This is a genomic window from Streptomyces sp. NPDC044044, from assembly GCF_056434405.1.
In genome coordinates this window covers 660,348-680,164 of the sequence record NZ_JBWKFG010000002.1, presented here as the reverse complement: position 1 = coordinate 680,164, position 19,817 = coordinate 660,348, and the positions used below count along the sequence as shown (strand labels likewise).

Here is a 19,817-nt window from a genome sequence, read left to right as displayed (position 1 = left end):
CCGCACTCTAGGTGCCGTGGGCAACCATGCGCGAGGATGTGGCGGGCCGGCGCTTCCAGCGATCGAGGAGAGTCATGACCGCACGCATCCATGGCACGTGTGCTCCCGGATTCGAGGGCGTACGCGAGGAGTTCGAGCGGAACTTCTCCGAACGCGGCGACCTCGGCGCGTCCGTCGCGGCCACCGTGGACGGCGAGTTCGTCGTCGATCTGTGGGGCGGTGACGCCGACAAGACAGGCACGCGCGCGTGGGAGCGCGATGCGCTGGTGAACGTGTACTCCACGACCAAGGGGATGACCGCGCTCTGCGCGCACCTGCTCGTGGACCGGGGCGAGCTCGACCTGGACGCGCCGGTCGCCCGGTACTGGCCCGAGTTCGCCCAGGAGGGCAAGGCGGACATCCCCGTGCGCTGGCTCCTGAGCCATCGCTCCGGGGTGATCGCGCCGCGCGAGCCCATGACGTCGGACGATCTCTACGACTGGGAGAAGGTCTGCGGGGCCCTTGCCGCGACGCCGCCGTGGTGGAAGCCCGGTTCGGCGCAGGGCTACCACGCGCTGAGCTTCGGCTATCTGGTCGGCGAGGTCGTCCGGCGGATCACGGGCGTCTCGCTCGGTACGTTCCTGCGGAGCGAGGTCACCGGGCCGCTGGGAGCCGACGTCTTCGTGGGCACGCCGCAGAGCGAGCACGGCCGGTGCGCGAACATGGCGAAGCCGCTCGCTCCGGACGGCCCGCGCAGCGCGCTCGGCTCCGCTCCCCCGCCCGCCCCGCCGGTGCGCTCGATCGACGACCACCCGATGGCCCCCGTCACGCTCGCCCTGCAGTACCTGCCGGTCGGCAACGTGAACAGTGCGGCGTATCGATCCGCCGAGATCCCCGCGGCCAACGGGCACGCGACCGCGCGGGGCCTCGCGACGGTGTACGCGGCCCTGGGCGGCGGGGAGTTGGTGAGCCCCGCGGCTCTTGAGCGGCTCCGGACGCGACAGGGGGAGCCCGACGAGCCGGACCTGGTGCTCGCGGCGGGAACGGCGTGGGGCGAGAAGTGGGACTGGGGGCTCGGCTACATGCTGAACCTGTACGGGCAGGCCGGGCCGAACCCGCGGGCCTTCGGCCACGGGGGTCTGGGCGGGTCCTACGCGTTCGCCGATCCGGAGAACAAGGTCTCGTACGCGTACGTGATGAACCGGATGGGCGGCGGTACCTCGGGGGACGACCTGCGGAGCGTCCATCTGGTGGGGTCGCTGTACCGAAGCCTGAGGTGAGGGGCTCGGGGGCATCATCCGCGGAACGTAATCTGCCCCCATGGAGCAGCACACCCCCCGTCACCGCCCGACAGGGCAGTACGCCGCCGCCGACCCCCGCAGAGCGGCCATCATCGACGCCGCTCTCGCGCTCTTCGCCAAGGCGGGCTATCTGAACTCGTCCCTGGCGAAGATCGCCGCGGAGGCGGGCACCTCCGCCACGGTCATCACCCACCACTTCGGGTCGAAGCAGCGCCTCCTGATGGCGGTCCTCGAAGCCCGCGAGGAGCGCACGGTCCGTACGTTCGGGCGGCTGAGCCCCGACTCCGGCGGCGACGACGTGCGCGCGCTGTTCAGGGAGGTGCTCGCGCTGGCCGCGTACAACCTCACCCAGCCGGGGCTCATCCAGCTCCACACCAGGCTGTCGGCGGAGGCCACGGACCCCTCGCACCCGGCACACGGCTACTTCGCCGAGCGGTACGAGCGCGTCGCGCACTCCCTCGCCTCGGCGCTGCGACGCTCGGTCGAGGCAGGGCAGTTGAGGCCGGACACCGACCCGGAGAGCATCGCCCGCGAGATCCTCGCGGTCTCCGACGGGCTCCAGGTGCAGTGGGGCGTCGCCGAAGGGCGCCTGGACTTCGTCGGGTTGTACCGCGCCCACCTGGACCGGCTCGCCCAGGCCCTCACCCTGGACGGGGAGGGCCTGGGATTGCCGGCCGAGGCGGAGCGGCTCCCCTAGGCCGTCACCCCGCCACTCCCCTCAGCCTGATGTCCCGCGACGACGAGCCGACGTACACCGCGCGCCGCCCTTCGGGGCGCACCCAGCGACCGCGGTCCGTGTCCCAGTACGACAGCTGCCGTTCGGCGACCCGCACCGTGACCCGGCGCGACTGCCCCGCGCGCAGTTCGACGCGCTCGAAGGCGGCCAGTGTCCTCACGGCCATCTCGACATCGGCGCCGCGCGGCGCGCCCACGTACACCTGCGGGACCTCCGCGCCCGTGCGCCGCCCCCGGTTGGTCACCGTGAACGACACCTCGTAGCCCGCGCCCGCCCGGCGCACGGAGAGGTTGCGGTAGCCGAACTCCGTGTAGGACAGGCCGTGTCCGAAGGGGAAGAGGGGCTCGATGCCCGCCTTGTCGAAGCCTCGGTAGCCGGTGAAGATGCCCTCGCTGTACGTGACCACTCCGTCGACGCCGTAGTAGCGCTCGGGGTGCGCCGGGTCCAGGGTGGGGTGGTCCGTGTCCTTCTTCGGCCAGGTCACCGTGGCCTTGCCGCCCGGGTTCGCGCGGCCGGTGAGGAGGTCGGCGGTGGACCAGCCGCCCTCCTGGCCGACGTAACCGGTGTGCAGGATCGTGCCGACAGCGCGGCGCCAGGGCATCGTCGCCGGGCAGCCGGTGGTGAGGACGACGACCGTACGCGGGTTGGCCTCGGCCACCGCCGTGATCAGCTCGTCCTGGTGGGCGGGGAGCGTCAGCGTGGTGAAGTCGCCGCCACCGCCCACCGAGCCGCCCGAGCCGTTGAAGGCGAAGACGACCGGGGTGTGGACGCGCCGGGCCAGCCTCGCCGCGGCGGCGACGGAAGCGGCGCGCCGCTCGGGGGTCACCCAGGCGAACCGCACCTGGACCGGACCGCGTTCGGCGATGGTCGCGGCCCAGCCGGTGGCCTTGACGACGACCTGGTAGGACTTGCCGCCGGTGAGCTCGACGGGTTCGGCCTGGCCGTTGTCGAGGCCGTCGGTGGTCGGGACGATGGAGGACCACTTGCGCGCGAAGCTGTCACGGGCGCCCGCGGCGGTCGTCAACTCCAGGCCGTCGAGGCTCAGCGAGACCGCCGCGCCCCAGCCCTGGATCTTGAGCGCGTACTCGCCCGTGGTGGGCGGCACGAAGGTGCCGGTCCACTCGGCCGTCGTACCGACGGGGAGCGCCTTGTCGCCGACGAAGTCGACGTTCTTGTCCGTCTTCTTGTCCGTCTTCTTGTCCGTGCCGCCGCCCTTGCGGGTCAGGCCCTTGGGGAACGCGGAGGCGGGGACGGCCGTGCCCGTGAGGTCGACGCCGACCTCGTACGCGATCTTCCGCTTGGTGCTGCGGCGCAGCGCTTCGAGCGGGCTGACCAGGCGCTCCTCGAAGCCGTACGCCCGCTCGCCCGAGACCGACGTGGCGACCTGCCCCGCGGTCGGGCCGATGAGCGCGAGGTCGCGCAGCGCGGCGTGCGAAAGAGGCAGGCCGCCGTCGTTGGCGAGCAACACCGCGCCCTGCGTGGCGACTTCGCGGGCGACGCGGGCGCCGGCCCTGACGTCGATCCTCTTGCGGGCCGGGACGCGGCTGCCGTCCAGCATGCCGAAGGCGTCGTAGCGGCCGAGGATGCGGGAGACCGCGGTGTCCAGGGCGGCCTCGGGGATGGAGCCGTCCTGGATGGCCTTCTTCAGCGGCTCCCCGTAGAAGGAGCCGTCCCACATCTGCATGTCCTGGCCCGCTTCGAGCGCGGCCGTGGAGTGGGTGGCGCCCCAGTCGGAGGTGACGAAGCCCTTGAAGCCGAGTTCGCCGCGGAGGATTCCGGTGAGGGTGGCGCTCCGCTCGGAGTTCCACTCGCCGTTGAGGTGGTTGTACGCCGACATGACGGAGGCGACACCGGCGCGGACGACGGCCTCGAAGGCCGGCAGGTACAGCTCGTGCAGGGTGCGGTCGTCGACCACGAAGTCGTAGGAGTTCTCCGGCTTCTCGCGGTCGAACTCGTGCAGGCGCTGGTTGTTGGCGAGGAAGTGCTTGGCCTGGGCGAGCATGCCCTGCGCCTGGACGCCCTCGACCTGGGCGGCGCCGATCAGACCGTTGAGGTAGGGGTCCTCGCCGGACTGGTCCTTGTTGCGGCTGAAGAAGGGGGTGCGGGAGAGCTCGATCTGCGGGGCGAGCAGCACGTCCATGCCGAGGGTGCGGCCCTCGCGGCCCATGACCTCGCCGTACTCGCGGGCGAGTTCGAGGTTGAAGGAGGAGCCGAGCGTCGCGACCGGCGGGAGGCCGGTCGCGGACCGGGTGACGTTCACGCCCGCGGGGCCGTCGCTCAGGCGCAGCTCCGGTATGCCGAGGCGCTTGACGCCCGGCAGGTACCCGGCCTGTCCGAGTCTTCGCGGGTCGGTGGCGCCGTGCACGAGGCTGATCTTCTCGTCGAGGGTGAGGCGGGCGACGAGCCCCCGGACGCGGCGCGTGGCGGCGGCCGCGCCCGGGGAGGCGGCGCCTTCGGTCCCTCCGGCGGCTCCGGCGGCTCCGGCGGCTCCGGTGACTCCGGTGACTGCCGCGGCGGGCGTGGCTGCGGCGATCGGGCCGGCGGCGGCCACGAAGGCGAAGGCGGCTGCGGTGCCGCCCAGTTGCTTCATAAGTTCACGACGTGTGGTGGCAGGCATGGCGAAATGGCCTCCGAACGCGGCTCTGGGCATGCCGAACTGGGTCGACGACGCCAAGAGCTGAATGCGTCATCCGCGCCAGTGCGGTGTTACGGGGCCTGAGTCTTGATTGGTTGAACGGTGAAGGTCAAGGCTCACGTCAGCAAAACTTTGTGGGTCGTTCAGTTTTGTCGTGACGGGTGGGGAGCGGGGGTGGGCGGCCGTGTCGGTGCGAGTCATTGCGACCTCGTGAACGCTGTGTCGCACGGGGAATAGCGGGGTGATCATGGCGGTCGTTCAGAGTGACGCGGATGCGGATGCGGATGCGGATGCGGATCACGGTTCGAAGCGAGGGAGCACATGTCCAAGGCGTACATATTCACCCGGTTCGGTGGCCCTGAAGTGGAGGCCTTCGTCGACCAGGACCCACCGGAGCCCGGTCCGGGGCAGCTCCTGGTCGCGGTGCGGGCGGCCGGGGTCAACCCGGTCGACTGGAAGCTGCGGGCCGGCAAGCGGAGGCCGGGGTCGCCGCCCGCCGAGTTCCCCGAGGTGCTGGGCAGTGAGGTCGCCGGTGTGGTCGAGGCGGTCGGCGCGGACGTCGAAGGCTTCGCGGTGGGCGACGCGGTGTTCGGCAACCCGGACACCGGCGGCTACGCCGAGCACACCCTCCTCCCCGCCTCTCTTGCCGCGCACAAGCCGGCGGGGCTGACCTTCGCGGAGGCCGCCGCCCTGCCGGTCGCGGTGGCCACGGCGTACGACGGGGTGCGTCAGCTGGATCTGCCCGCCGGGGCGACGCTGCTGATCACCGGGGTCGGCGGCGGGGTGGGCGTGGCCGCGGCGCAGTTGGCGCGGCACCTCGGCATCCGTGTCGTGGGCACGGCGAGCGCGGGCAAGAAGGACTTCGTCGAGTCCCTGGGTGCGGTGCATGTGCCGCGGGGTGCCGATCTGGCGGACCGGGTGCGGGCGGCCGCGCCGGGGGGCCGCGTCGACGCGGTCTTCGATCTGGTGGGCGGCGAGGATCTCGTGGCGGTGGCATCCCTGCTCCCCGAATCGGAACGCCGGGGAAAACTGATCACGGCCGCGGCCAAGGAGACGGTCGCCGAGCTCGGCGGGGCCGCGGTCGCGCGGGCGCGGACCAGCGAGGTCCTGGAGGCGGTGGCGCGGCTCGCCGAGGACGGGGTGCTGCGCCCTCAGGTGACAGCGACGTATCCGCTGGAGCGGGCCGGTGAGGCGCTTCGTGCGGTGGAGGACGGGCATGCGCGCGGCAAGGTCGTGATCGAGGTGGGCGTGTGAGTGGGGTGAGCGGGACGGGCCTCGATGCCCCGAGCCGTGGGGTGTCCCTTCAGCAGGGGCCGCACCCCTTGGACAACCCCGCCTACGCTGCCTTGAACGGGCCCCACGCACGGTTCGCCGAGCGGCGGGGTCGCGTGGCGCGCTATCAGCCGGACGTGTCGCCGTGGCTCGGGCTGCCCGATGCTCCGGAGGCGGCCGACTGGGCGGATCTCGCCGCGCTCGCGGGGCCCGGCGTGGAAGTGCCGCTGCCGGGGGTGCGGGTGGCGCTGCCGGAGGGGTGGGAGGTGACGTTCGACATGGAGGGCGTGCAGTTGGTGGATGACGGGGTGGCTGCCACGCCCGATCCGGAGGCTGTGCGGCTCGGGGCGGACGACGTACCGGAGATGCTGGACCTGGTCGAGCGCACGCGGCCCGGCCCCTTCCTGCCGCGCACGGTCGAGCTCGGCACGTACCTCGGCATTCGCCGCGGGGGTGCGCTCGTCGCGATGGCCGGGGAGCGGTTGCGGCCGCCGGGGTGGACGGAGATCAGCGCGGTCTGCACTGATCCGGGCCACCGGGGACAGGGGCTCGCGTCGCGCCTGGTCCTGGCGGTGGCCGATGGGATCCGCTCCCGCGGGGAGACGGCGTTCCTCCATACGTCGGCTCGGAACACCGAGGCCATCCGCTTGTACGAGTCGCTGGGCTTCCGGCTGCGGTCAAGGACCAGGTTTCTGGCTGCTCGGGTGCCGGTGGGGGGCGGGGGCTGAGGGACGGTGCGGGTGCGTTTCGGGGACGGGGCCGCGAGCGTCGCCGACCGCGAGTGCGTGCGGGGCTGATCCCTCATGGTTCGGACCGGGCGTGCCGGAAGGTACGAACAACCGGGCTGAGATGATCACCGGATGAGCCCCGTCATCTCCATCGGATCCGCCGCCGCCCGCCCCTGCACACTCGTCGTGTGCCGGGGCTGCTGCTGCGGCGACGCACGCAAGCACCCCGGCACGGACCACGACTGGCATCTGGCGCGGATGCGGGCCGCCGCCGCGGAGTCGGCAGGGCGGTTCGCGGTGCGTACGAGTGAGTGCCTCGGGCCCTGCGGGCAGGCGAACATCATCGTCGTACAGCCCTCACGAGAAGGGCGTCGCAGAGGCGGCCGAGCCGTCTGGGTCGGCTTCGCCATGGACGACGAGTCGATCGACGAGATAATCGCGTGGGCCGAGGCGGGCGGCCCGGGGATCGCGGCACCGTCGGCAGCGCTCACGCTGCAGGTGGTCGATCCCCGGAAGGCCTGAGGTTCAGGCCGCCGTTTTCGAGCCCTCGAGAACCTTGTCGACGAAGCCGTGCAGGTTCGCCACGGTGCGCGCGTTCTGCTCCTCCAGCGTGAGGCTCTCCTCGAAGCGGCGGGCCAGAGCCGTCGTCTTCTTGCCTCGTACGTAGAGGGAGCAGGCGAGGTCCGCGCAGATGTAGATGCCGACCGAGTTGCCCTGGCGCCCCGCGGGACCGGACAGGGGCGCCACGAGCAGGGTGATGCCCGAGCCGGACTGCGGGGTCACGCAGACCGAGCAGATGCTGGACTTGAGCAGGCTCCTGCGCGCGCCGGTCGATGCGCGCAGCGCGATGCCCACGTACTCGCCGTCCCGCTCCGTCACGATGTAGCCGCGGTCCGGGGCCTTGGGGTCACGCCACCCGAGGAAGTCCAGGTCGGACCAGGGAGTCTCCGGGAAGCCCGCAGGGAGAGTGAGTCTGCGGGCTTCGCCCTTGGAGCAGTTGACGAAGGCCGCGCGAATCTCTTTCTCGCCGATAGGTTCCATGATCCGGAATTTATCAACGCAACCACCGAGCCGTCCTCCCCTTTTCCGGCGGGGACACACGGGCGGAGACCAGCCCACAAGCACCCGCGGTCGGCAGCGCACGCGAGGGGACGTGCCGGTATGTCCGCCCGGAGCACGGTTCGCAGGACTCCCCAGCCGAAGCAGCCCCACGGCCACCGGACGATAGCGAGGACGGACATACCGGCACGGCCCCGCCCCCAAAACGCACCCGCACCGCATCGCACCGCAGCACCCCTCCCCGCCCAAGGCCCCCGTCCAAGGCCCCCGCGCCAGATTCAGCGCAAGTACCCCATCCCCGGATGCACCGCCCGATACCCCTCCACCAACCGCCGCGCCACCGCCACGGAATCCACCAGCGGATGCAGCGCGAACGCCTTCACCGCCGTAGCGCGGGAGCCGCTCTCCGCGGCGGAGAGCACCTCCCGCTCCACCGCCTTCACCGCGCACACAAGCCCCGTCGCATGCCCCGGCAACGGATCGACGGCCATTGGGTGGGCGCCGTTGGCGTCGACGGAGCACGGCACCTCGATCACCGCGTCGGCGTCCAGCGCCGAAAGCGTCGTGCGGTTACGGACGTTGAGGATCAGCGTCGTCCGCTCGTCCCGCGCGATCGCCCGCATCAGGGCAAGGGCGACCTTCTCGTACCCCCCGGATTCAAGATCCTCGGCCGCACGCTCCCCCACCCCCGCGGCCTCCCGGTTCTCGGCCATGTACGTGGCCTCGCGCTCCGCACGCGTCGCGTCCCAGGCCTTGAGTGCCGAGGCCGAGGTGGAGACCTCCGCCTGCCCCAACGCCTCGTAGAACCGTGCCTGCTGATCCCGCAGGAACGCCCCCCGCGTCTGCTCGGCCTCCTGGTAGGCGCGGACCGCCTCGCGGTTGAAGTAGTAGTAGTGCAAGTACTCGTTCGGGATGGCCCCCAGCGACTGGAGCCACTCCGCGCCGAAGAGCCGCCCCTCCTCGAACGAGCCCAGCATCTCCGGGTCGGCGAGGAGCCGCGGCAGCTCGTCGCGTCCCGCGATCCGCAGGCCCCGCAGCCAGCCGAGGTGGTTGAGTCCGACGTAGTCGATGAACGCCTCGTCGGGATTGCCGCCCAGCATCCGTGCCACGCGGCGCCCCAGGCCCACCGGCGAGTCGCAGATGCCGATGACGCGGTCGCCGATGTGGCGGGACATCGCCTCGGTGACCAGGCCCGCGGGGTTGGTGAAGTTGATGACCCACGCGTCCGGGGCGAGCTGCCGCACGCGGCGCGCGATGTCGACGGCCACGGGCACGGTCCGCAGGCCGTACGCGATACCGCCCGCCCCGACGGTCTCCTGGCCGAGGACCCCCTCCGCGAGAGCGACCCGCTCGTCGGCCGCACGCCCCTCAAGACCCCCCACCCGGATCGCGGAGAAGACGAAGTCCGCCCCGCGCAAGGCCTCGTCGAGGTCGGTGGTGGCCGTGACGGCGGGCGCGTCCGGCACCCCGGCCGCCTGCTCGGCGAGGACCCGGGCGACCGCGCCGAGCCGGCCCGCGTCCAGGTCGTGCAGCACGACCTCGGTGACCCGGCCTTCGGCATGGTCACCGAGCAGCGCGCCGTACACGAGCGGAACGCGGAATCCGCCGCCACCGAGAATGACCAGCTTCACGTCTCGACCACCTTCTGTCGGTACAGCTCACGCACATCTGTCGATCTGTCGACCTGTCAGAACTCAACCGTCGACAGAGGTCACGTTACGTACGATTGCCCGGCAGCGATCGACCCCCCACGGAGGTAGCGCACCGATGACACCCCTCAAGACATCCGCGAAGACGTCCGCGAAGGCATCCGCCGCCCTACTGGGAGCCCTCACCCTGGCCCTGGCAACCGCCACCGGCGCATCCGCCTCCACTTCCACTTCCACCTCCGCCTCCGCCGACTCCGCCCCGAGATCCCCCGGCGGCTGGCAGGAGTCCGGCGTCTCGTCCGTCAACTCCCTCACCGGCAGCCAGGGCCTGGCGAGCCGCGCCGACGGCAGCCTCCTCTACCGTGGCCTCGCCTCGATCCCGCTCGACCTGCGGATCAAGGGCTGGAGCCATGTCGGCGACCCGGACATAGCCGCCGGCCACACCGTCGACGCCTATCAGGGCGGCGACGACGCGAAGTCGAAGATGTTCGCCGTCACGACACCCGGCGGGAAGCGCTACCTCTACGAGCACCAGCTCGACGCCGGCGAGAAGCTCAACAACTCCTTCGCGGCCGTCTCGCCCGACGACCAGTGGCTGGTGTCCGGCGAATGGGGCGACCAGAACCGCCTCCAGGTCTTCCCCGCCCCGCTCCTCAACTCCTCGACCCCGCCCACCGGCGGCGCGCTCCCCCAGGCCGGGCAGATCACGCTCGACAAGCCGGTGCGTGACATCCAGGGCTGCGACTTCGTCTCCGGAACCCGCCTCGTGTGCGCGTCCAACGACGCGTCGAAGGAGCTGTGGCCCGAGGACCGTCCCGTCCTCCAGGTGGACCTGGAGCACGCGCTCGACGGGAAGCCCGTCACGGGGAAGGTCTCGAGCCTGTTCGCCGCCCCGCAACGGAGCCTCTGCCGCGGCACGTTCGAGACGGAGGGCGTCGACTACGACTCCGAGCGGCGCACTCTGCGCGCCGAGGTCGTACCGCCCGCGCCGTGCCTGGTGACGACGTCGGTCTACTCGTACAGGCCGACGACCGGCTGACCACCCGCACGAGTCGGCCTGCACACACCCTGAACACACTCTGAACACGCCAGACGTGTGCCGACGGGCCCGGCGGGGGATGGTCGCGATCATGACACAGCAACACCGGCACGCATCCGTGTCCGACACGCTCCCCGCCAGGACCCGCCGCCCGATACGGCAGCTGCTCGCCGCATCGGTGGGCAACGCCGTGGAGTGGTACGACTGGTACGCGTACACGTTCCTCGCGACGTACATCGCCGACCAGGTCTTCCCCAAGAGCTCGGGGAACTCCCTCGTACCGCTGCTCTCCACGTTCGCCGTCTTCGCGGTCGGCTTCTTCATGCGGCCGGTCGGCGGCCTGCTCATGGGCGCGGTCGCCGACCGGCGCGGCAGGCGCGCCGCGCTGACCGTCACGATCCTGCTGATGGGCGGCAGCAGCCTGCTGGTCGGCCTGACGCCGACGTACGCGTCCGTGGGGGTGCTCGCGCCGGTGGTCCTCGTCCTGGCGCGGCTGCTCCAAGGCCTGTCCGTGGGCGGTGAGTTCGCGGCGTCGACGACCTTCCTCGTCGAGTCCGCGGGGCCCGGACGGCGCGGGCTCTTCTCCAGCTTCCAGTACGTGTCGACGAGCGCGGGCCAGCTCGCCGCGTCCGGCGTCGCGGCCCTGCTCGTCAGCACGCTCTCCGACGGGCAGATGGACGGCTGGGGGTGGCGGCTGCCGTTCGTCATCGGCGCGGCGCTCAGCCTGGTCGGCTTCTGGATCAGGCAGGGCGCGTACGAGACCCACCAGGCGCCCCAGGACGCGTCGGAACGCCCCGGCCTGTTCGACGCGTTGCGCAAGCACCCGCGCCAGTCGCTCCTCATCTGCGGCATCACGGCAGGCGGCACGATCGCGTACTACACGTGGACGTCGTACCTGCCGACGTACGCCGAGCTCAACACCGACATCAGCAAGAGCCAGGCACTGCTGTCCGGCACGCTCTCGCTCGCGTTCTTCGCGCTGCTCCAGCCGGTCGGCGGGCTGCTCTCCGACCGCTTCGGCCGCAGGCCGCTCCTGCTCTTCTTCGGCCTCGGCTTCGCCGTCCTGAGCGTGCCGCTCCTGCGCTCCCTGAACGGCTCCTTCGGCTCGCTCCTGATGGTGCAGTGCGCGGGCATGGTGCTGCTCACCGGCTTCACGTCGATCTCGGCGGCCGTGAACGCGGAGATCTTCCCCGCCCGCGTACGGGCCGCGGGGATCGGCTTCCCGTACTCCCTCACCGTCGCACTGTTCGGCGGCACGGCCCCGTACATGGGCACCCTGTTCAAGGAAATCGGCGAACCGGGCCTGTTCCCTTGGTACGTGGCCGTGCTCTGCCTCGCGTCATCAGCGGTGTATCTCAGGCTCCCGGAAACCGCGCACAAGGAGCTGGAGCGTTGACACCGAGGATGAGGTGGGGCACCTGTGCAAGATACGGGCGAACACCCCTCATGGGTCACGGATCCGTCACTGCTCACACAAAGCACCTTCACATCCGACATTGCAGGACTAACGTCATGCCCCTTCCCGGACCGAGGGGGCACCATGACCAACCCGTATCCCGCACCGCCGCCGGCACGGAGAACCGCACCGAAGTGGGCGCGCAAACGGTTCGTGCTGCCCGCCCTCGCCCTCACCTTCTTCATCGGTCTCGGAGCCGGTCTCGGTGACGACGGCAGCACACCGGCGAAGGCTGCCGCGAAGGAAACAGGCGCGGCTCCCACCGTCACGGCGACGGCCACCGCCACGGCAACCGAGACGGTGAAACCGAAGCCCGCCCCCACCGTCACCAAGACCGTCAAGGCGACGAAGACGGTGAAGGCCACGGTGACCGCCCGGCCGGAGGCCGCCGACCCGGGTTCGGATGACAGCGACTCCGGCACCGGCGGGGGCGGCAGTGTCTCCTACGGCAACTGCAGCGAGGCCCGTGCGGCGGGAGCCGCGCCCGTTCATCGCGGCGATCCCGGCTACGGACGGCACCTCGACCGTGACGGTGACGGCGTCGGCTGCGACACCTGACCTGCTCTGCCGTCACGCCTGACGGGGCACCTCGGCGATGGAGCGTCCCGCCCACTCCGGGGCCGGTTCCGCGAGGGTTGTCAGGTGGGTGTGGATCGTGTCCGGGAACGGGGTCGCTCGGCCCGCGTTCTGGTCGACGTGGAGGGCCAGGAGTTCGGTGGTCGCCACCGGAGTTGCTTCCGGGGGGATGTCCGCGTCGGCTTTCTCCACGACGTACAGCTCGTGGGTGAAGCGTGCCTTCTTGGCGTCCGCGCCCAGGATGCGGGTGCGGACGGCGAGGTGGGCGCCCTCCGCGACGTCGTCGAGGTAGCGGATGTGCGCCTCGACCGTGTAGAGGGAGCAGCCGGTGGACTCGCGGTATCCCGCGTGCAGGCCGGTCTCGATCATCATGGCGTCGGTGGCGTAGCCGAAGACGAGGACGTAGAACGCCTCGCTCATGTGGCCGTTGTAGTCGATCCACTCGGGCCGTACGGTCCGGTGGAGGAGGGGCAGCGGCTCGATGGGCAGGGACTCGACGGGCAGGGACTCGCTCACTTGGTCTCCTCCTGTGCCGCGCGCTGCTGGGGCAGGCGTCCCGTCGCCCGCAGTACGTCGATGACTCCCTGGTCACGCTCGGCGACCAGGTCCGCGATGGTCCTGCCGTCCGCCGCGTCGTCGCATCCGGCGACCACGGCGTCGTACAACTCCTTGTCCAGCTCGGGTGCTTCGAGGCGCGTCCACGGCGACTTCAGGGACGGGCCGAAGTGGTCGAGCATGTGGGCCATGCCGCCCTCGCCGCCCGCGAGCGCGAAGGTGAGCATGGGGCCCATGAACGCCCAGCGCAGACCGGGGCCTTCGGTGATCGAGTCGTCGATCTCCTTCACCGTGGCCTCGCCGTTGGCGACCATGTGCAGCGCCTCGCGCCAGAGCGCCTCCTGGAGGCGGTTGGCTATGAAGCCGGGCACCTCGCTCGCCATGGTGATCACGGACTTGCCCGCGACCTCGTAGAAGCGAGAGGCCCAAGTGACCGCGTGCGGGGCCGTCTTGTCGCCGCCGACCACCTCGACGAGCGGGATCAGGTAGGGCGGGTTGAAGGGGTGTCCGACGACGAGGCGCCCGGGGTCGGTCGCCTCGGTCTGCATGTCGGTCATCGGGTAGCCGGAGGTGGAGGAGGCGATGACGACTCCGGCGGGCGCCGCGGCGTCGAGCTGTGCCAGCAGATCCCGCTTGAGCTCCAGCTTCTCCGGGGCGCTCTCCTGCACGAACTGGGCGTCGGCGACGGCCTCTTGGAGGGTGGCGGTGACGGTGAGCCGGTCCGGGGAAGCCCCTTCGGCGAGGCCGAGCTGCGTCAGCGCGGGCCAGGCGGCGTCGACCAGGCGGCGGAGCTTCTGCTCCGCGTCGGGGGCCGGGTCCCAGGCGGTGACGTCGTAGCCGCGGGCGAGGTAGTGGGCGACCCAGCCGCCGCCGATCACTCCGGCGCCGACGCAGGCGATACGGCGTACGTCCTCGGGGGCGCAGGGGGCGGGGGGCGTGGAGATGTCGTTCATGGTCACGGAGAGGGTCCTACTCGTCGTGGGGGCGGTCAGGCGCGGGGCTTGAGGCCGAGCTTCTGGCGGGCCTCGTCCGGCGTCGCGACGCGCGAGCCGAGGTTCTCGGTGATCTGCACGGCGCGCTCGACGAGTTGGGCGTTGGAGACCTTGTTGCCCTTGCCGAGGTAGAGGTTGTCCTCAAGGCCGACGCGGACCTGGCCGCCGAGCAGGATGGACTGGGCGACCCACGGCATCTGCATGCGGCCGAGCGCGAAGCTCGCCCACTGGGCGCCTTCGGGGAGCATGTTGACCATGGCCTGCAGGACACCCGGGTCGGCGGGGGCGCCCCACGGGATGCCCATGCAGAGCTGGAAGACGGTGGGGTTGTCGAGCAGCCCTTCCGCGAGGAGCTGCTTGGCGAACCAGAGCTGGCCGGTGTCGAAGATCTCCAACTCGGGCCGCACGCCGAGCTCCTGGATGCGCTTGGCGCCCTGGCGGAGCATGTCGGGGGTGGAGATGTAGAGGTTGTCGCCGAAGTTGAGGGAGCCGCAGTCCAGGGTGCAGATGTCGGGCAGCAGGTCCTCGACGTGCGGGAGGCGCTCCAGGCCGCCGACGAGGTCGGTGCCGGGCAGCTCGCCGAGGTCCTTCAGCGGCTGGACGGGGTCGATGACGAGGTCGCCGCCCATGCCCGCGGTGAGGTTGATGACGACGTCGGTGCCGGTCTCCTTGATGCGCTCGACGACCTCGCGGTAGAGGCGCGGGTCGCGCGAGGGGTCGCCGGTCTCGGGGTCGCGCACGTGGATGTGCACGACGGCGGCACCGGCCTCGGCGGCCTCCACGGCGGAGGTGGCTATCTGCTCGGGGGTGACCGGGACGTGGGGACTCTTGCGTACGGTGTCGCCCGCGCCGGTGAGGGCGGCGGTGATGATGACGTCTTGATTCACGGGCATGGTGAACTCTCCCTCAGAGGTGGGGTGTTGAGGTTCTGGGGTGTTGGGGTGTCGGGGTGTTGGAGTGCTGGCGTTTCTTTGAGAGGTGGTGGGGCGGCTACGCGCCGCGCGGCGTGGCGAGTGTCGCGTCCACGTACACGAGCAGCGCCTCGTGCATGTCGTCGGGGGTCGTGCCGTCGGTGCCGGGCGTGGAGGCGAGCACCTGCGTGGCGAGGCCGTCGATCAGCGCGGTCAGCCGGAGCGCGGCGGACTGCGGATCGACGAGGCGGAACACCCCTTGGTCGACACCGCGCCGGATGACGTCGGCGACGGTCGCGCGCCACTGCCGGTAGTAGTCGGCGTGCAGCCGTCCGACGGCGGTGGAGCGGGCCGCCTCCGCCCACAGGTCGAGCCAGACGCTCCACTGCCAGCGCTGCTGCGGGGTGCGGGGCGTCTGGAGCTCGATCAGCTGACGCAGTTCGTCGGCGGCGTCGGCCGCATCGGCGATGCGGGCCGCGCGACGTGCGGTGTCCTCGTCCATGCACCAGCGGACGGCGGCCTCCAGGAGGTCGTCGCGCCCCGGGAAGTGGTAGTGGATGGCGGCGGTGCTGGTGGCGCAGGCTTCGGCGATGTCCGCGACGCGTACGGCATGGAAGCCGCGCTCGGCGACGAGGCGCACGGTTTCGCGGACGATCTGGAGGGGGCGGCCGCCATCCGGGGCGGCGGCGGTGCGTTCCCGGCGGGCCGGGGGTGCCACGTGCTGGGTGCCCAGGAGCCAGCCCGCGTCCACGCCGCCGGTGTCCGCGATGCGGGCCAGCTCCGCTGCGGTGAAGCGGCGGGTGCCGCCGAGGGAGCGGGAGAGCTTGGAGGGGTCCATCACGATGCTGCGGGCGAATTCGCGCTGGGTCGTGCCGGCGTCGGCGATGACCTTGCGGACTCGGTCCGCGACCTCGGGGTCTTGCTGCATGGGCGGTCACGCTACCTGGGCGTTGCGCTGATCGCAATCCGCAGAGTGCTTTATTGCCCAGATGGACCAGCAGATTGCGATGCTGACTGATGCATCAGTCATCGCAATGAGGATGCCCCTGCCCGGTGGGCACAACGAGGGCGAAGAAACCAGAGACGCCACCCACCCGCTCCCCCCTTCACTGCGGGGCAAACGGGTGGGTGGGTGGGAGAGAAATCCGCCACGAAGCCCAGGGGCTAGGTCACGCCCAGGGACTACGTCCTGTCCTGAACCCCCTTCACGAACTCATCCAGGAACGGGTCAGCGATCTTCACCTGCCCGAGCTGATGATGCTCCGCCGGGTCCACGGAAATCGCCCGCGCCCGCCCGGCGAGGGACTCCATCGCCGCGCGCTCCCGCGCGGCCTCCGCACCGTCCCCCTCCTCAGCGGCGGACAGCGCCGCGAGGCCATGCCCCAGCGCGGAACCCCACAGCTCCGTCGCGTCGAGCCACTGCTTCGCGTCATGGAGGAACTGCGCGTCCGGCACCCCGGAGCGCAGCACCGCGGGGACCTTCTCGATCTCCCGGGCGGTGGGCCGCAGCGCCCGCAGGGCCCCGGCGGGATCACTCTCGTACCGCTTCCAGAAGGCATCCAGCTTCGGCCCGAGCACGGGCGACTGCGGCTGCCAGTTCGACTCGCCGAACGTGGGCGCCGCGTGGTTGAGGTCCACGAACGTCTGCACCGCGTCGGCGACCCGCTTGTCGCCCCCGGCGAGATACAGCGCCGCCTGCCGCCCCGACCGCTCCCGCTCGTACCCCCGGTCGTTCCAGGAGAAGTCGTTCATGGTGAAGACGGCGAGCTTGCTGGCTCCTTCCTGGTTCATCGGGTTGGACACGATGCCGCTCAGGTGGCCGGACAGACCGGGCTCACGCTTGTCGTAGGGCGCCAGAAGCAGCCGCCCGGCCGTGCGCGCGAAGTCGTTCACCGGGTAGTTGTCCCAGACGAACACCTTCCGCCCGAACAGCTCGGCGGCCTTCTCCGCCTGGGAGTTGGTGATCTCCGGCGGCACCACGTCCGTGCCGGTCCACATCACCTCCACGGCGCCGTCGAGCTCGGCCCGCATCGTCTGCTTGTACGCGGTGTCCGTGAGGTCGCCGTACTCCGTAGGCACCATCTGCAGCGGATTGGCCCCCTCGTGCTGCGCGATGAAGTCACGCTGGATGGTGTTGAGGAGCCCCACCTGCGCCTTGGCCGCGGGGCCGCGGCCCGGGTCGCCGAACTTCGCCTTGTCGGCATCGCAGTTCCACTTGGTGTAGCTGATGTCGTCCAGCGGGACGGAGAAGGACCGCACCCCCAGGTCGTACATCGCCTGGAGCTTCGCCGTCAGCGCCTTGACGTCCGCCGGATCCGAGTAGCAGATGGAGCCGCCCGGGGAGACCGCGAAGGTGAAGCGCACATGGTTGGCGGTCGCGCGGTCGATCAGCTTGCCCAGCTCGGTGAGCTTGTCCGCCGGGTAGGGGTCGCGCCACTTCTCGCGGTGGTAGGGGTCGTCCTTGGGTGCGTAGACGTACGTATTGGCCTTGGTGTCGCCCAGGAAGTCCATCTGGTCGAGGCGTTCGGCCTCGGTCCAGGGCGGGCCGTAGAACCCCTCGATGCTGCCGCGCAGCGGCATGGCGGGGAAGTCGGAGACCTCCGCCCCCGCTATCCGCCCCTTGGAGATCAGCTGGCCGAGGGTCTGCGCCGCGTAGAACTGGCCGGTCGCGTCCTTGCCGCCGAGTGCGACGGTGCGGTGCTTCGCCCGCAGCGCGTATCCCTCGGCCTGCGTCGGCACCTTCGTCCCACCGAGCGCCTTCGCGATGTCGGGCCGGGCCGCCGGGCCGAGCAGGACGGTCAGCGAGGCGCGGCCCGACGCCTTCGTGCGTACGTCGATGTCGCGCACCCCGTGGGCGCGCAGCGTCTCGGTGACGCGGCTCCGCGCCGCCTCGTCCGTGCCGTCACCGACGACGAGTTCGGCGCGCCGCGCGAGCGGCACGTCGTCGCCGGCGCGGGCCATGTGCTGCGGGGTCGGGGAGACGGCGGGGAGCTTGCGGGTCGCGGATTCCTTCTGAGCGGCCTCCCCCTGGGCCGATGCGGGCGCGGCGGCCGCCGCGGGCGCCAGCGGAACGGCGAGGACGGCCAGCGCGAGGAGCGCCGTACGCGGTCCGAGCGTGCGGGTGGGGCGTGTCATGGAACCTCCGGGCTTCGGGATGGGGGTGCGGGTGCGGGTGGGGCACGTCCCGTTGGCAACGTTGTCCACGGGCGAGGAGGGTTGTTGATAGTTGGTGGTTGCTGAGCTAAAGCGCTTGAGCGCCAGCAGGCTAGATCGAGAAAGATGCCGTGTACAAGGGGGCGTCGGACGGCAAATTCCCGCGAGGTGACGGGTATTGGCGTCACGACCATTGACCGCCCTAGAGACCAAGTGATTTATTCACTTCATGAGTTACGGCAGTCAGCCCTCCCTGTCCGAGCGTCTCGCGGACGACATAGTCGAGATCATCCGCACCGAACGCCTCACCCCCGGCGACGCGTTGGCCTCATCGCGCGAGCTGGCCCGCCGCTTCGAGGTCACCACGCCGACCGTGCGCGAGGCGCTGCGCAGGCTGGAGGCCACCGAGGTGGTGGAGTTCCGGCACGGTTCAGGGACGTACGTGGGCCCCGGCGTGGACCGAAGGCTCCTGGCCAACCCGCATCAGCCGCGCAGTGACCGCGCCTCGGTCCTTGAGCTCGTCGGCGCCCGCCTCGTCCTGGAACCGGCGATCGCGGCGAGCGCGGCCCGCGCCCAAGTCGACGAAGGGGTAGCCCAGTTGGCCATCGCGGCGGGCAACGCCCTGCTCCCGCCCGAGGAATCCCTGCGCCAGTCCGTGCACTTCCACGTGGCGCTCGCGGCGGCCAGCGGCAACACGCTGCTCCGTGAGGCCGTCGAGGCACTGCTGTACGTGAGGGCGCGCGAGCAGGTGGAGATCCGGCACCGCTACAACGACCGCGAGCGCGACCACGCCGAACACGTCGAGATCTACGAGGCGGTGCGCGCGGGCGACGCGACGGCGGCGGAGCGCCTGACCCGTGAACACCTGACGGCGATCCGCGACGCCGTCGCCGCGGCGGACTTCCCCGAGGAGTGCGGCCGATGAGCGACTCCGCTCCCCCGAACCCTCAACACCCCTACCGCCTGGCCGAGATGACCACGCTCGAAGCCGCTGCCGCGGTCCGCGCCAGCCCTCTGGTCATCGTTCCCGCCGGCGCCTTCGAGCAGCACGGGCCGGGGATGCCGCTGGCCACCGACACCATCCGGGCCGAGCACGTCGCCGGCCTGGTCGCCTCTCAGCTCGCCGGGCGTGCCGTGGTCGGGCCCTCGATCGGCATCGGGGTCTCGCCGCATCATCTGCCCTTCGCGGGCACGGTGAGCCTGTCGACGGGGACGCTGGCCGCGCTCGTCCGTGACTACGTCGACAGCCTGCACCGCCACGGCTGGCGGGACGTGCTCGTGATCACGGGACACGGCGGCAACAACGCCACGCTCACCACCGTCGCGCAGGACCTGCTCGTCACCCATCCCGGCCTGCGGTTCGCCTGGACACCCCTGACCTCGCTCGCCGGGGAAGCGGTCGCGGCCATGCGGCCCAGTGAGGTCCACGGGCACAGCGGGGAGGCGGAGACGGCTCAAATGCTGTACGTGGCGCCTGAGTTGGTGCACCGTGAGCGCCTCGCCCCGGGTTCCGTCACCCAGGACGACCTCGACCCGCTCTCCGCCGTCGCACGCCGTGGCGGCCACCCCGCCCTGACCCTGCCGTACGACCGGCTCAGCCCCAACGGCGTACTGGGCGATCCGCGCCGCGCCACGCCCGAGGACGGCCGCGCGATCGTCGACGCCGCCGTCCACCGCATCGTCACCTTCGCCAAGGAGTGGCTGGACGCCACCGGCTGACCCTCCGTCACCGAACCCGAACCCGCCCCCTCTCCCCTCTCCCAGCCGTCCGCGCAT

The 19,817-nt window shown here is 71.3% G+C and carries 18 protein-coding genes; 10 read left to right on the top strand and 8 right to left on the bottom strand.

Features of this window, described 5'->3' with window-relative positions:
* Positions 1–74 precede the first annotated feature (74 nt).
* Complete coding sequence (locus AC07AG_RS08955; RefSeq protein ID WP_478753298.1) at positions 75–1,259, top strand: serine hydrolase domain-containing protein; 1,185 nt, start codon at positions 75–77, stop codon at positions 1,257–1,259.
* 40 nt (positions 1,260–1,299) lie between these two features.
* Positions 1,300–1,977, top strand: a complete 678-nt coding sequence (locus AC07AG_RS08950) for a TetR/AcrR family transcriptional regulator (protein ID WP_478753296.1) — start codon at positions 1,300–1,302, stop codon at positions 1,975–1,977.
* 4 nt (positions 1,978–1,981) lie between these two features.
* Here the strand turns inward: AC07AG_RS08950 and AC07AG_RS08945 are convergent, their stop codons facing one another.
* Positions 1,982–4,633 (bottom strand): beta-glucosidase, encoded by a 2,652-nt coding sequence (locus AC07AG_RS08945; RefSeq protein ID WP_478753295.1) that lies wholly within the window; start codon positions 4,631–4,633, stop codon positions 1,982–1,984.
* Between the two features lie 339 nt (positions 4,634–4,972).
* On the opposite strand from AC07AG_RS08945, the gene AC07AG_RS08940 reads away from it, so the two are divergent.
* The 3 genes from AC07AG_RS08940 to AC07AG_RS08930 all read left to right on the top strand — a co-directional run bounded on the left by AC07AG_RS08940 (position 4,973) and on the right by AC07AG_RS08930 (position 7,173).
* On the top strand, positions 4,973–5,905 hold the full coding sequence (locus tag AC07AG_RS08940) for an NADP-dependent oxidoreductase (protein WP_478753293.1): 933 nt from the start codon (positions 4,973–4,975) through the stop codon (positions 5,903–5,905).
* 41 nt (positions 5,906–5,946) lie between these two features.
* Positions 5,947–6,651, top strand: coding sequence for a GNAT family N-acetyltransferase (locus AC07AG_RS08935; RefSeq protein WP_478753952.1), 705 nt, complete (start codon positions 5,947–5,949; stop codon positions 6,649–6,651).
* Between the two features lie 132 nt (positions 6,652–6,783).
* Complete coding sequence (locus tag AC07AG_RS08930) at positions 6,784–7,173, top strand: (2Fe-2S) ferredoxin domain-containing protein (RefSeq protein WP_344520882.1); 390 nt, start codon at positions 6,784–6,786, stop codon at positions 7,171–7,173.
* Positions 7,174–7,176: 3 nt separating this feature from the next.
* Here the strand turns inward: AC07AG_RS08930 and AC07AG_RS08925 are convergent, their stop codons facing one another.
* On the bottom strand, positions 7,177–7,692 hold the full coding sequence (locus AC07AG_RS08925) for an FBP domain-containing protein (protein WP_478753291.1): 516 nt from the start codon (positions 7,690–7,692) through the stop codon (positions 7,177–7,179).
* 296 nt (positions 7,693–7,988) lie between these two features.
* Positions 7,989–9,341, bottom strand: a complete 1,353-nt coding sequence (locus AC07AG_RS08920; protein WP_478753289.1) for a 6-phospho-beta-glucosidase — start codon at positions 9,339–9,341, stop codon at positions 7,989–7,991.
* Positions 9,342–9,477: 136 nt separating this feature from the next.
* On the opposite strand from AC07AG_RS08920, the gene AC07AG_RS08915 reads away from it, so the two are divergent.
* The 3 genes from AC07AG_RS08915 to AC07AG_RS08905 all read left to right on the top strand — a co-directional run bounded on the left by AC07AG_RS08915 (position 9,478) and on the right by AC07AG_RS08905 (position 12,412).
* Complete coding sequence (locus AC07AG_RS08915; protein ID WP_478753287.1) at positions 9,478–10,398, top strand: hypothetical protein; 921 nt, start codon at positions 9,478–9,480, stop codon at positions 10,396–10,398.
* 79 nt (positions 10,399–10,477) lie between these two features.
* Positions 10,478–11,794 carry an MFS transporter gene (locus tag AC07AG_RS08910; protein ID WP_478753285.1) on the top strand — a complete coding sequence of 439 codons (1,317 nt, stop codon included), beginning with the start codon at positions 10,478–10,480 and terminating at the stop codon, positions 11,792–11,794.
* Positions 11,795–11,938: 144 nt separating this feature from the next.
* A complete protein-coding gene (locus AC07AG_RS08905; RefSeq protein ID WP_478753283.1) occupies positions 11,939–12,412 on the top strand; it encodes an excalibur calcium-binding domain-containing protein in 474 nt (157 codons plus the stop codon).
* Between the two features lie 12 nt (positions 12,413–12,424).
* Here the strand turns inward: AC07AG_RS08905 and AC07AG_RS08900 are convergent, their stop codons facing one another.
* The 5 genes from AC07AG_RS08900 to AC07AG_RS08880 all read right to left on the bottom strand — a co-directional run bounded on the left by AC07AG_RS08900 (position 12,425) and on the right by AC07AG_RS08880 (position 18,023).
* Positions 12,425–12,913: a thioesterase family protein gene (locus AC07AG_RS08900; protein ID WP_478753950.1), complete on the bottom strand. Its 489-nt coding sequence runs from the start codon at positions 12,911–12,913 to the stop codon at positions 12,425–12,427.
* Positions 12,914–12,942: 29 nt separating this feature from the next.
* Positions 12,943–13,938 (bottom strand): 3-hydroxyacyl-CoA dehydrogenase NAD-binding domain-containing protein, encoded by a 996-nt coding sequence (locus tag AC07AG_RS08895; RefSeq protein WP_478753948.1) that lies wholly within the window; start codon positions 13,936–13,938, stop codon positions 12,943–12,945.
* 35 nt (positions 13,939–13,973) lie between these two features.
* Positions 13,974–14,870 carry a beta-keto acid cleavage family enzyme gene (locus tag AC07AG_RS08890; protein ID WP_361043922.1) on the bottom strand — a complete coding sequence of 299 codons (897 nt, stop codon included), beginning with the start codon at positions 14,868–14,870 and terminating at the stop codon, positions 13,974–13,976.
* Positions 14,871–14,967: 97 nt separating this feature from the next.
* A complete protein-coding gene (locus tag AC07AG_RS08885) occupies positions 14,968–15,816 on the bottom strand; it encodes a TetR/AcrR family transcriptional regulator (RefSeq protein ID WP_478753282.1) in 849 nt (282 codons plus the stop codon).
* Positions 15,817–16,070: 254 nt separating this feature from the next.
* A complete protein-coding gene (locus AC07AG_RS08880) occupies positions 16,071–18,023 on the bottom strand; it encodes a beta-N-acetylhexosaminidase family protein (RefSeq protein ID WP_478753280.1) in 1,953 nt (650 codons plus the stop codon).
* A 247-nt stretch (positions 18,024–18,270) separates the two neighbouring features.
* Here AC07AG_RS08880 and AC07AG_RS08875 point away from each other — a divergent pair, with 247 nt between their 5' ends.
* On the top strand, positions 18,271–18,966 hold the full coding sequence (locus tag AC07AG_RS08875) for a FadR/GntR family transcriptional regulator (protein ID WP_478753278.1): 696 nt from the start codon (positions 18,271–18,273) through the stop codon (positions 18,964–18,966).
* Positions 18,963–19,760: a creatininase family protein gene (locus tag AC07AG_RS08870; protein ID WP_478753276.1), complete on the top strand. Its 798-nt coding sequence runs from the start codon at positions 18,963–18,965 to the stop codon at positions 19,758–19,760. Before AC07AG_RS08875 ends, AC07AG_RS08870 begins: the two co-directional genes overlap by 4 nt.
* Positions 19,761–19,817: the final 57 nt, after the last annotated feature.

What these genes read in the sequence shown, in the direction of transcription:
- AC07AG_RS08955 (WP_478753298.1), top strand. Translation starts at nt 75, where the DNA reads ATGACCGCACGCATCCATGGCACGTGTGCTCCCGGATTCGAGGGCGTA.
- AC07AG_RS08950 (WP_478753296.1), top strand. Translation starts at nt 1,300, where the DNA reads ATGGAGCAGCACACCCCCCGTCACCGCCCGACAGGGCAGTACGCCGCC.
- AC07AG_RS08945 (WP_478753295.1), bottom strand. Translation starts at nt 4,633, where the DNA reads ATGCCTGCCACCACACGTCGTGAACTTATGAAGCAACTGGGCGGCACC.
- AC07AG_RS08940 (WP_478753293.1), top strand. Translation starts at nt 4,973, where the DNA reads ATGTCCAAGGCGTACATATTCACCCGGTTCGGTGGCCCTGAAGTGGAG.
- AC07AG_RS08930 (WP_344520882.1), top strand. Translation starts at nt 6,784, where the DNA reads ATGAGCCCCGTCATCTCCATCGGATCCGCCGCCGCCCGCCCCTGCACA.
- AC07AG_RS08925 (WP_478753291.1), bottom strand. Translation starts at nt 7,692, where the DNA reads ATGGAACCTATCGGCGAGAAAGAGATTCGCGCGGCCTTCGTCAACTGC.
- AC07AG_RS08915 (WP_478753287.1), top strand. Translation starts at nt 9,478, where the DNA reads ATGACACCCCTCAAGACATCCGCGAAGACGTCCGCGAAGGCATCCGCC.
- AC07AG_RS08910 (WP_478753285.1), top strand. Translation starts at nt 10,478, where the DNA reads ATGGTCGCGATCATGACACAGCAACACCGGCACGCATCCGTGTCCGAC.
- AC07AG_RS08905 (WP_478753283.1), top strand. Translation starts at nt 11,939, where the DNA reads ATGACCAACCCGTATCCCGCACCGCCGCCGGCACGGAGAACCGCACCG.
- AC07AG_RS08895 (WP_478753948.1), bottom strand. Translation starts at nt 13,938, where the DNA reads ATGAACGACATCTCCACGCCCCCCGCCCCCTGCGCCCCCGAGGACGTA.
- AC07AG_RS08890 (WP_361043922.1), bottom strand. Translation starts at nt 14,870, where the DNA reads ATGCCCGTGAATCAAGACGTCATCATCACCGCCGCCCTCACCGGCGCG.
- AC07AG_RS08885 (WP_478753282.1), bottom strand. Translation starts at nt 15,816, where the DNA reads ATGCAGCAAGACCCCGAGGTCGCGGACCGAGTCCGCAAGGTCATCGCC.
- AC07AG_RS08880 (WP_478753280.1), bottom strand. Translation starts at nt 18,023, where the DNA reads ATGACACGCCCCACCCGCACGCTCGGACCGCGTACGGCGCTCCTCGCG.
- AC07AG_RS08875 (WP_478753278.1), top strand. Translation starts at nt 18,271, where the DNA reads ATGAGTTACGGCAGTCAGCCCTCCCTGTCCGAGCGTCTCGCGGACGAC.
- AC07AG_RS08870 (WP_478753276.1), top strand. Translation starts at nt 18,963, where the DNA reads ATGAGCGACTCCGCTCCCCCGAACCCTCAACACCCCTACCGCCTGGCC.